Genomic DNA, 12,573 nt, shown 5'->3' on the forward strand with positions numbered 1-12,573 from the left:
AGGACGATTGCGGTGCGTCGCACATCTGTGCCTCCCTCACAGCGCGCGTCACGGGTCCGGCAGCGTCGGCATCTGGACGCCGGGCGAGTGGCCGAGCCGCGCCGCGCGGGTGACCGCCTCCCCGCCGAACCGCTCGCGGAGCGCGTCGAGCGTCGCGTCGAGCTCCGGGCCGGAGTCGCGCGCGAACGGCAGCGTGAGCTGGACCGCGCCGTCCCGGTCGAGATTGGTCAGCGACAGTCCCACGAGGGTGATGCCGCGTTCCCGGACCAGCGGCATCGCGTCGACCAGCAACCGGCGCGCGGCCGCCAGGATCGTCGGGGTGTGCGCCGTCGCGTCGGCCACCGTGTGCGAGCGGGTGGCGCGGGTGAAGTCACCGAAGCGCAGCCGCAGCACCACCGTCCGGCACACCCGGTCGGCCCCGCGCAGCCGCTTGCCCAACCTGTCGACGATCCCGGCGACGATCGCGTCGAGCTCCTCGGCCGACCGCTCGCGGCGGCCCAGCGCCCGCTGCGACCCGATCGAACGCCGCCGCCGACCCGTCTCCACCCGGCGCGGGTCGAGGCCGTGCGCCAGCGCGTGCAGGTGCTGCCCCGGCGCGCGCCCCAGCAGCGACACGAGCGCCGGCTCGCCCAGGCCCGCCACGTCGGCGACGGTGCGCAGGCCCATCGCGTGCAGCTTCGCCGACGTCACCTTCCCGACGCCCCACAGCCGCTCCACCGGCAACGGGTGCAGGAACGCGAGCTCCGCCTCGGGCGGCACCCGCAGCAACCCGTCCGGCTTGGCGACGCCGCTGGCCACCTTGGCCAGGAACTTCGTGCGCGCCACCCCGACCGTGATGGGCAGCCCGACCTGCTCGGCGACCTGCCTGCGCAGCCCCTCGGCGATGCGGACCGGGGTGCCCGCGATCCGCCACAGGCCGCCCACCTCGAGGAACGCCTCGTCGATCGAGATCCCCTCGACCAGCGGCGTGGTGTCGCGGAAGACCTCGAACACCGCCTTCGACGCCGCCGAGTACGCGTGCATCCGCGGCGGCACCACGGTCGCGCCCGGGCACAGCGCGAGCGCCTGGCGCCCGCCCATCGCCGTGCGCACCCCGGCGGCCTTCGCCTCGTAGCTGCACGCCAGCACCACCCCGCCGCCGACGATCACCGGCCGGCCCCGCAACGACGGGTCGTCGCGCTGCTCGACCGAGGCGAAGAACGCGTCGAGGTCGGCGTGCAGGATGGTGGCGTCTCCGGACACGAACATATGTTCGCATCGGGCACCGACGGTTCGCGCCGTCCGAGCGGGTGCTCTACTCCTGGATCACGGAGAGCACGTTGCCGGCGGGGTCGGTGAACCACGCGATCGGCGGACCGTACCTCCGCTGCACACCCCGCTCGTCGGTCCAGTCGCTGACCTGGAACGTCACGCCCTTGTCGACGAGTGCGTCCACCGCGGCGTCGACGTCGCCGACCCGGAAGTTCAGGATCGTGAACGCCGCCGGGACGTGGTCGGGCTTGGGGTAGACCAGCGTGTCGCGGGTCGTGCCGGCGTCGCCCGCGAGGTGCAGCAGGAGCATGCCGTTGCGCTCCGTGAGCCGGACGCCGAGCACGTCGCCGTAGAAGGCCCGGGCGGCGGGGATGTCGTCGACGGAGAACCCGCTGAAGGCGGGGGTCTTCTCGAACATGTCGGTCCCTTCCTCGATGTGTCGATCGTGCCGTGTCACGGGTCAGGGCCGCAGATCGGTCGCTGCGCGGAACGAGCCGTCCATGTGGAACGGCGTGGAGGTGTGCTCGTGGACGACGAGCCAGTTCCCGTCCACCCGGCGCAGGCACGTCGTCGCGCGGTACCAGAAGGAGAAGCCCTCCGGCGCCCCGGCAGGGACGGCCGTCAGGCGGCGGAGGCACTGCGCGAAGGCGAGGTCGCCGTCGACGGACACCTCCAGGTCGGCGATCTCGATGCCGACGGGCCCGTCGAAACCGGTGAGCCAGGCCGCGACGCCCTCGGCGGTGCGGCCGCGGCGGCCCAGCGGCGGGGCGAGGTCGAAGATCACGGCGTCGGGGGCGTAGCGCGCCACCGCGCGCTCGGCATCGCGGGTGCGCATCGCCTCGGTCTCCTCGGCGAGCAGGGCGGCCACGGCGGCGGTGTCGTCGGTGTGGGTGGGGGCGGTGGCGTTCATCGGTGTCTCCTCGGTTCGCGGAGGTCGAGGAACATGTCGCGGGCTACTACCTCGTCGACTGCGACAGCCCGGAGAAGGCGATCGCGTGGGCGGCCGCGATGCCGGAGGCGCAGTACGTCGACATCGAGGTGCGCCCGGTGCTCGACCTGCACGCCGTCGTCGCGGCGGGGCCTGATACGTGACGGCACCGCACGGGGCGGCACAGCTCGGTGACCTCCTGCGCAGCCTGACCCCACAGGTCGTCACGGCGCTCGCGAGGCGCTACGGCGACTTCGAGACCTGCGAGGACGCGGTGCAGGAGGCGCTGGTGGTGGCGGCGACGCGTTGGCCGGCCGACGGGGTGCCCGACAACCCCAAGGCCTGGCTGATCAGGGTGGCGGCGCGTCGTCGGATCGAGCTCTGGCGCTCCGACGACGCCCGCCGGCGCCGGGAGGAGGCCGTCGCCACGCTGGAGCCGCCCGACCCCGGCCCGGCCCCGCAGGCCGACGACACCCGGACACTGATGCTGCTGTGCTGCCATCCGACGCTGACCCCGGCGTCGCAGGTCGCGCTGACGCTGCGCGCGGTCGGCGGGCTCACGACGGCGGAGATCGCCCGGGGGTTCCTGGTGCCCGAACCGACCGTCGGGCAACGGATCAGCCGCGCGAAGCAGCGCATCGTCGCCGGTGGACGGTTCCGGCTACCGCCGCCCGTCGAGCTCGACGAGCGCGTCGCGGCCGTCCTCGCGGTGCTCCACCTCGTGTTCAACGAGGGGTACACCGCGAGCGAGGGCCCTGACCTGCGCCGCGTCGAGCTGTCGGCGGAGGCGGTGCGGCTGACCAGGTTGCTGCGTTCCCTGCGTCCGGGCGACGACGAGGTGGCCGGGCTGCTGGCCCTCATGCTGCTGACCGACGCCCGCCGCGACGCCCGGACCGGAGCGGACGACGGGATCGTGCCGCTGGAGGAGCAGGACCGGTCGCGGTGGGACACCGTGATGATCGCGGAGGGGCTCGCCCTGGTGGCGGAGGTACTGCCCCGGGGCGCCGTCGGCCCCTACCAGGTGCAGGGGGCGATCGCGGCCGTGCACGCGGAGGCCGCGACCGCCGCCGACACCGACTGGCCGCAGATCCTGGGCCTGTACCGCCTCCTGGAACGGGTCGCGCCGGGACCGATGGTCGCGCTGAACAGGGTCGTAGCCTCGGCGATGGTCGACGGGCCGGTCGCCGGCCTCGCGGGGCTCGACGAGATCGCCGCCGACCCGGCGCTGGCAGGTCACCACCGGCTGCGCGCCGTCCGCGCCCATCTGCTGGAGCGGGCGGGCGACGCGACCGCCGCGCGCCGGGAGTACGCCGCCGCGGCGGAGCTGACCCGCAGCGAGCCGGAGCGTCGCTATCTGGAGGGCCGCGCGGCGGCGCTCTGATCCGGGGGTCCGCCCCCGTCCTCCGGGTGCCGCCCCCCTCGTCGGAGGCGGCCGCGCCCGCGACCCTGGCGGCCGGTCCGGAACATCCGGGCGGGGTGGGGGAGCGCGGGATGGACACGGTGACGACCCTCGGGGCCGGGATGATCATGGGGATCGGGGCGGTGCTCGTCGTGGTGCTGCTGCCGGTCGCGCGCGGAGGTGGACCGGTCGTGGGTGACGGGCTGCTGGGGCAGGTCCCTGCGGTGTCGACGCGCTGGGTCGCGGTGGTCGCCGGGGCGGCGTCGACCGCCACCGCCGCGGCGGCGCTGGCCGTGGGCGAACCGGTTGCCGGGCTGGCCGCGGCGGCGTTCGGCGGGCTCGCGGTGTTCCTCGTCGATGCGCAGCGCCGCGACCCGGCCCGCCGTCCGGTCCGCCGCTCCGACGGGCGGATCCCCCACGACGGAGGCGGGGCGTGGCTGCTCCTGCTCTTGTCGGGCGACTCGTAGGACCGGGAGAATCGGGCCCGTCCCGCGCCCCCGTTCGAGAGGACCCCCGATGCGCACGCCGCCGTTGTCGGTGCTTGTCGACGCGCGTTCGCAAGGTCCGCCCCGGCGCGGCGGGGAGCTGTCCGCCGGGCCCCGGGAATGACCGACCCGCGGACCGACGCCCGCACCCTGCTCGTCTCGGTGTGGGTGTCTGCCGCGTTCGCGGTGGTCTCGCTGGTGTGGGGGCTGGTCGTCGACTCGCGGCTGATCCTGTTCGACGGGCTGTACTCGTTCGCGAGCGTCGGGTTGTCGCTGCTCGGGGTGTGGGCGCTGCGCGCGTCGCGGCGCGGCCCCGACGACCGCTTCCCCTGGGGCCGGGAGATCTACGAGCCGCTCGCCATCGTCGTGAAGGCGGGCGCGCTCGGCGGACTGTGCATCTACGCGCTCGCCGGGGCGGTCGGCGACCTGCTCGCCGGCGGCCGCGACGTCGACGCCGGATGGGCGCTGGTCTACGCCGTCGTCGCGACCGCGGGCGGGGTCGCCACGACGGTCTACGTGCGCCGCCGTGCCCGCACCGGGTCGGACCTGGTGCGCGCCGAGGCCGCCGAGTGGTGGGGCGACACACTGCTCAGCCTGGGCGTGCTGGCCGGGTTCGGCCTCGCGTGGGGGCTCACCCTCGGCGGTCGCGACGACATCGCCCGCTACGTCGACCCCGCGATGGTCGCGCTGATCTCGGCGGCGTTCCTCGTCGTGCCGGCGCGGCTGCTGGCGACGGCGCTGCGGGAGGTCCTCACCATGTCGCCGCCCGCGCTGCGCGAGGAGCTGCTCGTGTGCGTGGAGGAGGTGCGCCGGGAGCGTGGACTCGCCGAGTCGTTCCTGCGGGTCTCGAAGGTCGGCAGCCGACTCGACGTGGAGGTCGACTTCGTCGTGACGCCGGAGTCGGCGGTGCAGACCGTCACCGACTTCGACGCGGTCCGCGCCGAACTGCGCGACCGGCTCCGCGCGCTCGGTCAGGACCCGTCGATCTCGGTCGGCTTCACGGCGGATCGCTCCTGGGTGCTCTGAGAAGGGGGGGTGGGCGGGGCCGGCGCCGGGAGCGTCGGGGCGTCGGGGCCGGACAGCACGGCGGTCAGCCGCTCCAGGTCGTCGACGGTCGTGACCACCCAGGCCCACGCGTCGAGGACGCGCAGGCCGGCGTCGACGTCGTCGGCGAGGTCGTGCGGCGCCTGCACGACGACCGACTCGCGGCACGCCCTGACCGTCGCGGCGGGGACGGCGTACCCGGCGTCGAGGGCGTCGGCCGCGCCCCGCAGCGACAGCGCCACCTCGGCCGCAGCCGCGTCGAGCCGGGTCGCCGCATCGGGCCACGGCAGCGGACCGGTGGCGGAGTGCCGGGCGCGCAACGTCTCCGAGTACGTCGCGAGCCGGTGCACCACCCCGATGACGGTGAGCCAGTCGGGTTGCGGGCCCGGGCCCACGGGCTCGCTGCGGTACTGCACGAACGTGTGGTCGAGCAGTGCGGAGAGCCGGTGCAGCGTCGAGAGGCCCTCCGGCGGGGCGGTGCCGTGGCTGAGCAGCCGGACCGTGTCGAGGAGCTCGTCGGCCCCGGCGCGCAACGCGTCGCCTGCGATCCGGCGGATCTCGCCGCCGCCCCCGCGGGGCCACACCGCGGCCCCGATGACGGCACCGATCGCGCCACCGGTCACGACGTCGACGAGCCGTACCTCGGCGAGCTGCCACGTCGACGGGTTGAGCTGGGCGAACATGACGGCGACGACGACGGTGAACCCGGCCTGCCCGGCGGCGACGCCGAACGCCGGTCCGACGACGAAGGCGACGACCATGATCGCGGGCAGGATCCACGGGTACACCGAAGGGGAGACGTAGGTCAGCGCGAGGCCTGCGACGACCGCGCCGACCAGCGTCCCGACGAACGCCTTGACCAGCATCGACCGGCTCGCGACGGCGGAGGTGCGCATCAGGCTCAGCGTCGCGAGCAGCACCCAGAAGCCGTGCGAGAGGTCGAAGACGCCGGCGACGAGCCGCGCGACGCCCAGCCCCAGCGCGACGCGCAGCGCGTTCTGCAGGTACACCGACCGCGGGGTGACGTTGTTGACCAGCCGCCGCCACACCAGCTGCCACGGTGACCCGCGCAGGAACCACAGCTCGTCGGGTAGCGGCCCCGCGGGCACGGGGGCGCGGGCGATGCCGTGGGCGGCCAGGCCCGCCACCCGTGCGGTCTGTGCCACGGCCGCGGCAGCCAGCCCGGCGCGCAGGTCGGCCGTCGGGCCGTCGGGCAGCGGGAGGTGCCGAACCCGCATCCCGACGTAGGTCGAGAGCGCCGCGTCGAGCTCGGCCAGCGCCGGTGGGGGGCCGCCGCGCAGCGTGCGGGCCCCGCCCTCGAGGACGGTCGCGGCGGCGTCGAGCAGGTCCGCGGTGACGGGATGGCGCGGGTGCGGGCCGTCGGTGTCGAGCAGGTCGGCGAGGGTGACCGTGCGGGCGGCGGCGAGCCGGGCCGAGGCACCCAGCACGAACAGCGACCGGTCGCGGCGCCCGCTGCCCAGTGGGCGCTCGGCCAGCGGGATGTTGACCAGCCGCAGGGCGTCCGCGGCGGCGAGCGCCTCGTCGCGGGGCAGTGCCCGGGAGCCACCGGCGCCGCCGGTGGAGCGCAGGTCGGTGGCGAGGCGTGTCGCGAACGCGGCGGCCGTCGAGAGGGCGGCGCCGAACCGGTGCGCGGGGTCGGCCGGCGCGGGGGCCGGCAGCAGGGTCCGGTCGGTCACGGCGAGCAGGACGACGCCGATCACCAGGCCCGCGAGCCGTTCGCCGAGCTGGTCGGGGGCGAACGGTGGGAAGCAGGGCAGCACGTAGAACAGCTGCAGCCCGTTGGCGACGGAGCCGACGCGCGGGCCGACCACGCCGGAGTAGGCGATCGCGAAGCCGAGCACCAGCATCCCGGCGACGGCGAGTGCGGTGGTGGCGGCCAGCAGCGTCCCGGCCGTGACGAGGACGACCCCGGCGCCGAGCACGACGCCGTAGGCGCGGGTGCGTTCGGCCGGGCTCCCCAGCACCTCGGCCAGCGCGCCGACCGCGACAGCGGAGAACAACGCGTAGAGCGCCATCGTGTCCTCGCCGAGCGCGAGATGGCACGCGAAGAACCCGACGCACGCCGCGACGGTCACCCGTACCGCGCGCCGCAGGGCCGTGAACCCGGGATCGTGACGCGCCAGAGCCGCCGACGGGGCCTGCCAGAGGCGGGCCGCGGCGGGCGCGACGACGGAGCCGATCGCCAGCGTCGCCTCCTCCCACGGTGCCGGGGCCACGCTAGCGACAGCAGGTCCGGCCCGCGTACCGCACTTCGGGCGATCACCGGCGCGCATAGGCTCGGGTCGATCTCACAACGACGTGCGGCGCCACCGGCGCCGGGGCGGAGGGACGGATGAAGGTCGTCGTCACGGGTGGTGCGGGCTTCCTGGGTGGCAGGCTCGCCCGCACGCTGCTGGACCGCGGCATGCTCGACGGGCGGTCGATCGACGAGCTGGTGCTGCTCGACGTCGTCGCCGCCACGGCGGGCGCGGGCGACCCACGGGTGCGCACGGTCGTCGGGGATGTCGCCGATCCCGCGCTGCTGGGCGAGCTGGTCGACGCCGGCACCGACGTGGTGTTCCACCTGGCCGCGGTCGTCAGCGGGCAGGCCGAGGCCGAGTTCGACCTGGGGATGCGGATCAACCTGGACGGTTCGCGGCTGCTGCTGGACGCCTGCCGCGTGGCGGGGAACGTCCCCCGCGTGGTGTTCACCAGCTCCGTCGCGGTGTACGGCGGCGACCTGCCCGCCGTCGTCACCGACTCGACGCCGCTGACCCCGCAGACCTCCTACGGCACCCAGAAGGCGTGCGCGGAGCTGCTGCTGGCCGACCACACTCGCAAGGGGCACGTCGACGGCCGGGTGCTCCGGCTGCCGACGGTCACCGTGCGCCCGGGCAGGCCCAACGCGGCGGCGTCGGGGTTCGCGAGCGGGGTGATCCGCGAGCCGCTGGCCGGCGTCGAGTCCGTGGTGCCGGTGCCGCCGGAGGTACGGATGTGGGTGCTCTCGCCGCGGCATGCGACGGAGTGCCTGGTCGCGGGCGCGGAGCTGCCGACCGAGGCGCTCGGGGCGTCGCGGGCGGTCAACCTGCCGGGGGTGTCGGTGTCGGTGGGGGAGATGGTCGAGGCGCTCGACCGCGTCGCCGGTGCCGACGTCGCCGCCCGGGTGCGGTGGCAGCGTGACCCGGCGGTCGAGGCCATCGCCGCGACCTGGCCGGGAGCGTGGGACACGGCCCGCGCCGAGGCGCTCGGGCTGCGCGGTGACGCCGACTTCGACGCGATCGTCCGCGCCTACATGGACGACGACATGCCTTGACGCGACGCGGGGCGCGGGAAGAGAGTGGCCGAGGACATCAGACGTCTGATGTTGCGGCTGCGGAGGTGACCGGGTGGCGACGCTGGCCGAGACCGTGGCCGACGCGCTGCTCGACGCCGTCGTCGCCGGCCGCTATCCCGCCGGCACCGCGCTGCCGCCCGAGGGCGAGCTCGCCACCGCGCACGGCGCCAGCCGGCTGACCGTCCGGGAGGCGGTCCGCATCCTGCGCGCCACCAACGTTCTGGAGGTCCGGCGCGGCCTCGGCACCTACGTGACGCCGCCGGAACGGTGGCGCTCGCTCGACCTGCTGGTCCGCACGCACGACACCGACGGGGCCGGCCCCGCGGTGCCGGAGCTGCTGCTCGAGGCGCGGCGCATGGTGGAGGTCGGTGCCGCCCGGCTGGCGGCACTGCGCCGCACCGAGGAACACCTCACCGCCCTGCGCGCCGGGGTCGAGGAGATGCGGGCGGCGTCGACGGCCGGTGAGGTCGACCGGTTCGTCGACGCCGACATCGCCTTCCACGACACCGTCATGCGTGCCACCGGCAACGTGTTCGTCCCGTTCCTGCTCGAACCGTTCGGCGCGCTGCTGGTCGCAGCCCGCCGGCAGACCTCGTCGGTGCCCCGGATCCGGGACAACGCCGTCGCCGAGCACGCGCGCATCATCGACGCGCTCACGGCGGCCGATCCGGACCTGGCCCGCGACGCGATGGAGTCGCACATGAACCAGACACTGTCCGACCTGCGCGAACACGTGCTCGGGACGGGCTCATGAGCCCGCTGCCCGCCGTCACCGGACCCGTCGACCCCGACGAGCTCGTCCGCGGCTACCCGCCGCCCTGGCAGATCGACGCCGCCGACCTCGCCCACCGGGTCGCCGCCGGACGGCGCGTCGTGGTGCTCGACGACGACCCGACCGGCACCCAGTCCGTCGCCGACGTCCCGGTGCTCACCGCGTGGTCGCCCCCCGACCTCGCGTGGGCGTTCGCACAGGACACCCCCGGCTTCTTCGTCCTCACCAACACCCGCAGCCTCGCCGAGGCCGACGCCGTCGCGCTGGGCGAGGAGATCGCCGGCGCCGTCGTACGGGCGGGTGCCGAGGCGGGCGTCGACCACATGCTGGTCTCGCGCAGCGACTCGACCCTGCGCGGTCACTTCCCGGCCGAGACCGACGTCCTCGTCCGCGCGGCCGCCGCGGCCGGGGCCCCCGTCGACGGCATCGTGATCGTCCCGGCCATGATCGAGCCGGGCCGGCTCACCGTCGGTTCGGTGCACTGGATGCGTACCCCCGACGGGATGATCCCGGTGTCGCACAGCGAGTTCGCCCGCGACGCCACCTTCGGCTACACCAACGCCGACCTACGGGACTGGGTCGCCGAGAAGACCGGTGGCCGGGTCGGCCGCGGCGCCGTCGCCACCGTCACGCTCACCGACCTGCGCGGCGGCGGGCCCGCACGGGTCGCCGAGGTCCTGGGCGGGCTGACCGACGCGCAGCCCGTCGTCGTCGACGCCGCGACCGACGACGACCTGCGTGTCCTCGTCGAGGGGCTGCTGGTCGCGGAGGCCGCGGGCAAGCGGTTCGTGCACCGGTCCGGGCCGTCGTTCGTCCGGGCCCGGCTCGGGCAGACGGCGCGGGCGCCGCTCACCGCCGCCGACCTCGCCGCGACCCTGCCGGGCGCCGATCCCGCCGACACCCGGCCGGCGGTCCCGCACGGGCTGGTCGTCGCCGGGTCGCACGTCGGGCTCACCACCCGCCAGCTCGACCGGCTCCGCGCCGCGGGCGGTACCACCGACGTCGAGCTCGACGTGCCGACGCTGCTCGACCCGGCCCGCCGCGAGCCCCACGTGCGGGCCACCGCCGAACGGGCGATCGACCTGCTCGGTGGTTCGGCAGCCCCCGGCGACGCGACCGACGTCGTGCTGCGCACCAGCCGCAGACTGGTCACCGGCGCGGACGCCGACGAGAGCCTCGCGATCGCCCGGAGCGTCAGTGCGGCGATGGTCGACGTGGTCGCCGACGTCGTCGCCCGGGTACGGCCGCGGTTCGTCGTCGCGAAGGGTGGGATCACCTCGTCGGACACCGCGACGGGTGCGCTGGGCGTGAGCCGTGCCTGGGCCCGCGGGACGTTGCTGCCGGGCATCGTCTCGGTGTGGGAACCGGTCGCCGGGCCCGCTCGCGGCATCCCGTACGTGGTGTTCGCGGGCAACGTCGGCGACGACGACGGCCTCGCGGGCGCCGTGTCGACCTTGCGATCGCTCGTGACCGCGTCGACGTCGAAGGGGAACCGATGACCGCGGTCGCCGTACTCGGCCTGGGCGCCATGGGCCTCCCCACAGCCACCCGCCTCGCCGGCCCGTTCGACGTCAGCGCCTACGACGTGAGCGCCGAGCGCCGTGCGCTCGCCGAGGCCGGCGGTGTCCGGTCCGCGGCCTGCCCCGCCGCCGCCGTGACACCCGGCGGGACCGCGCTGCTGGCCGTGCGCGACGAGACGCAGGTCCGCGACGCCCTCTTCGGCGCCGACGGGGCCGCCGCAGCGCTCGGCGAGGGCGGCATCGTCATCCTGACCAGCACGATCGGCCCGGCCGCGGTGCGCGAACTGGATGACGAGCTGGCGGCGTCGGGGATCGCGCTCGTCGACGCGCCCGTGAGCGGAGGTCCCGCCCGGGCCGGAGCCGGCGACCTGCTCATCGTCGTCGGGGTGGCGCCCGACGTGCTGGAACGCGCCCGCCCGGTGCTCGAACGGCTGGCCTCGACGCTGGCCGTCGTCGGGGAGCGGCCCGGTGCCGGGCAGGCGATGAAGACGGTCAACCAGCTCCTCGCGGGCGTGCACATCGCGGCCGCGGCGGAGGCGGTCGCGCTCGCGCGTGGCCTCGGGCTGGACCCGGCGACCGTCGTCGAGACGCTGTCCGCCGGTGCGGCCGGGTCGTTCATGCTCGCCGACCGCGGGCCCCGGATGGCCCAGGCCTACGGCGATGAGGCCGACGCCGTCGAGGTCCGGTCGCGGCTCGACATCTTCGTCAAGGACATGGGCATCGTCACCGACGCCGGTCGCGCCGCCCGCGTCCCGCTGCCGGTGGCCGCCGCGGCGCAACAGCTCTACCTCCTGGGGCACACCGCGGGGATGGACGCCCGCGACGACTCCAGCGTCGTCACGCTCCTGTCGCCACCCGCCGCAGAGGAAAGGTGATCATGGCTCCCAAGGTCTGGTTCGTCACCGGTACCAGCACCGGCTTCGGCCGGCTCATCGCCCAGGAGGCCCTCGCCGTCGGCGACCTGGTCGTCGCCACCGCGCGGGACCCGCGGTCACTCGACGATCTCGTCGCGGCCGCCCCCGACCGGGTCCGCGCGCTCGCGCTCGACGTGACCGACGGCGCCGCCGTCACGGAGGCGGTGGCCGAGGCCGTCGACGCGTTCGGGCGCGTCGACGTCCTCGTCAACAACGCGGGCTACGGGCTGCGCGGCGCCGTCGAGGAGCTCACCGACGAGCAGCTGCGCCGGGTCTTCGACACGAACGTCTTCGGTCTGCTCGCCGTGACCCGCGCCGTCCTGCCGACGATGCGCGCGCAGGGCAGCGGGCTGATCGTGCAGATGTCGTCGGTCGGGGGAGTGACGTCCCGCCTGGGCAGCACCGCATACGCCGGAACCAAGTTCGCCGTCGAGGGGCTGTCCGAGGGGCTGGCGACCGAGGTCGCGCACCTCGGCATCAAGGTCGTGATATGTGAGCCCGGGCCGTTCCGGACCGACTTCGCCGGCCGCTCGATCCAGTGGTCGGAACCCATGGACGCCTACGCCGCAGTGCTCGGTCCCGAACGCGCGCGGTTCGCCGCCGAGGACGGCCGCCAGCCCGGTGATCCGCTGGCGGCCGCGAAGGTGATCGTCGGGCTGGCATCGATGGCGGACCCGCCGCTGCGGCTGCCGATGGGGCACGCAGCGTTCCGGCGGATCCGCGAGCACCTCACGACGCGCCTGCACGAGCTCGACGCGGTCGCGCCGCTGGGGCTGGACCTCGACTACGCCTGAGCCCCGACCGCGGGCTGCTCGGCCGGCGCCGGGCCGGCGGCCGCGGAGCGCGAGCGTCGCGGCGACGAACCGTCGCGACCACGCCGGCATCGACAACCGTGCGGCCGGCGAGACCGCCGCCAACCTCGTCGA

General features: G+C 75.4%; 13 protein-coding genes. 9 read left to right on the forward strand and 4 right to left on the reverse strand.

The genetic code is table 11. The annotated features are described in order from the left end of the window. Positions 1 to 48 precede the first annotated feature (48 nt). The 3 genes from dinB to TOK_RS22080 are packed head-to-tail and all read right to left on the reverse strand — an operon-like array spanning position 49 to position 2,161. The gene (gene dinB / locus TOK_RS22070; protein ID WP_098959900.1) at positions 49 to 1,248 is read right to left on the reverse strand and encodes a DNA polymerase IV; all 1,200 of its coding nucleotides are present in this window, start codon (positions 1,246 to 1,248) and stop codon (positions 49 to 51) included. 46 nt (positions 1,249 to 1,294) lie between these two features. Further along, complete coding sequence (locus TOK_RS22075) at positions 1,295 to 1,669, reverse strand: VOC family protein (protein WP_098960047.1); 375 nt, start codon at positions 1,667 to 1,669, stop codon at positions 1,295 to 1,297. Between the two features lie 42 nt (positions 1,670 to 1,711). Next, positions 1,712 to 2,161 carry a nuclear transport factor 2 family protein gene (locus TOK_RS22080; protein ID WP_098959901.1) on the reverse strand — a complete coding sequence of 150 codons (450 nt, stop codon included), beginning with the start codon at positions 2,159 to 2,161 and terminating at the stop codon, positions 1,712 to 1,714. Positions 2,162 to 2,163: 2 nt separating this feature from the next. On the opposite strand from TOK_RS22080, the gene TOK_RS22085 reads away from it, so the two are divergent. The 4 genes from TOK_RS22085 to TOK_RS22100 all read left to right on the forward strand — a co-directional run bounded on the left by TOK_RS22085 (position 2,164) and on the right by TOK_RS22100 (position 5,089). After that, complete coding sequence (locus TOK_RS22085; RefSeq protein WP_098959902.1) at positions 2,164 to 2,343, forward strand: YciI family protein; 180 nt, start codon at positions 2,164 to 2,166, stop codon at positions 2,341 to 2,343. Next, the gene (locus TOK_RS22090) at positions 2,340 to 3,560 is read left to right on the forward strand and encodes an RNA polymerase sigma factor (RefSeq protein ID WP_098959903.1); all 1,221 of its coding nucleotides are present in this window, start codon (positions 2,340 to 2,342) and stop codon (positions 3,558 to 3,560) included. The genes TOK_RS22085 and TOK_RS22090 overlap by 4 nt, the downstream gene beginning before the upstream one ends. A gap of 110 nt (positions 3,561 to 3,670) precedes the next feature. Beyond that, positions 3,671 to 4,045 (forward strand): hypothetical protein, encoded by a 375-nt coding sequence (locus TOK_RS22095; RefSeq protein WP_141566496.1) that lies wholly within the window; start codon positions 3,671 to 3,673, stop codon positions 4,043 to 4,045. Positions 4,046 to 4,183: 138 nt separating this feature from the next. Next, complete coding sequence (locus TOK_RS22100) at positions 4,184 to 5,089, forward strand: cation diffusion facilitator family transporter (RefSeq protein ID WP_098959905.1); 906 nt, start codon at positions 4,184 to 4,186, stop codon at positions 5,087 to 5,089. Here TOK_RS22100 and TOK_RS22105 read toward each other — a convergent pair. Continuing rightward, positions 5,035 to 7,344, reverse strand: a complete 2,310-nt coding sequence (locus TOK_RS22105; RefSeq protein WP_098959906.1) for an FUSC family protein — start codon at positions 7,342 to 7,344, stop codon at positions 5,035 to 5,037. The two genes, TOK_RS22100 and TOK_RS22105, sit on opposite strands and share 55 nt — an antisense overlap. Before the next feature lie 116 nt (positions 7,345 to 7,460). Between TOK_RS22105 and denD the strand changes: the two genes are divergently transcribed. The 5 genes from denD (at position 7,461) to TOK_RS22130 (ending at position 12,441) form a co-directional block, all read left to right on the forward strand. After that, a complete protein-coding gene (denD, locus tag TOK_RS22110; protein ID WP_098959907.1) occupies positions 7,461 to 8,420 on the forward strand; it encodes a D-erythronate dehydrogenase in 960 nt (319 codons plus the stop codon). 73 nt (positions 8,421 to 8,493) lie between these two features. Next, entirely contained in the window at positions 8,494 to 9,195 is a 702-nt protein-coding gene (locus TOK_RS22115; protein WP_098959908.1) for a FadR/GntR family transcriptional regulator, read from the forward strand. Further along, entirely contained in the window at positions 9,192 to 10,712 is a 1,521-nt protein-coding gene (locus tag TOK_RS22120) for a four-carbon acid sugar kinase family protein (RefSeq protein ID WP_098959909.1), read from the forward strand. The genes TOK_RS22115 and TOK_RS22120 overlap by 4 nt, the downstream gene beginning before the upstream one ends. Next, positions 10,709 to 11,608: an NAD(P)-dependent oxidoreductase gene (locus TOK_RS22125; protein WP_098959910.1), complete on the forward strand. Its 900-nt coding sequence runs from the start codon at positions 10,709 to 10,711 to the stop codon at positions 11,606 to 11,608. Before TOK_RS22120 ends, TOK_RS22125 begins: the two co-directional genes overlap by 4 nt. 2 nt (positions 11,609 to 11,610) lie before the next feature. Next, entirely contained in the window at positions 11,611 to 12,441 is an 831-nt protein-coding gene (locus TOK_RS22130) for an oxidoreductase (protein ID WP_098960048.1), read from the forward strand. Positions 12,442 to 12,573 lie beyond the last annotated feature (132 nt).

The organism is Pseudonocardia sp. N23, from assembly GCF_002583555.1.
Lineage (GTDB): Bacteria > Actinomycetota > Actinomycetes > Mycobacteriales > Pseudonocardiaceae > Pseudonocardia.